The following is a 269-nucleotide window of genomic DNA, read 5'->3' on the forward strand; positions in this document are numbered from 1 at the left end:
CTTTGTCCCGCCGCGCGCGCGTGCCCCGAGACAGGGTCAAACAGGGCGTTTCGGCGACGCCGTGGTGGGGCACGCCGGGCGGCAGGTAGAGCACATCGCCGGGGCCGAGCACCCAGTCATGGCTGGGCGTGAACTGCTGCAACAGGCGCAGCTGTGCGCCCTCACGGAAGGTCCTGGGCGCAGCCGGATCGACGTCGATCTGCCAGCGCCGCTCGCCCAGGCCCTGCATCAGGAACACGTCGTACTGGTCGACGTGCGGGCCGACCGAG

Annotated in this window: 1 protein-coding gene; it reads right to left on the bottom strand. The window is 71.0% G+C overall.

Features of this window, described 5'->3' with window-relative positions:
* Positions 1-269 (bottom strand): cupin domain-containing protein (locus tag FLQ44_RS20110; protein ID WP_240801356.1); only part of this gene is annotated, 269 nt, incomplete at both ends.

Origin of the sequence: Vogesella mureinivorans (assembly GCF_007644035.1) — a bacterium.
GTDB lineage: Bacteria > Pseudomonadota > Gammaproteobacteria > Burkholderiales > Chromobacteriaceae > Vogesella > Vogesella mureinivorans.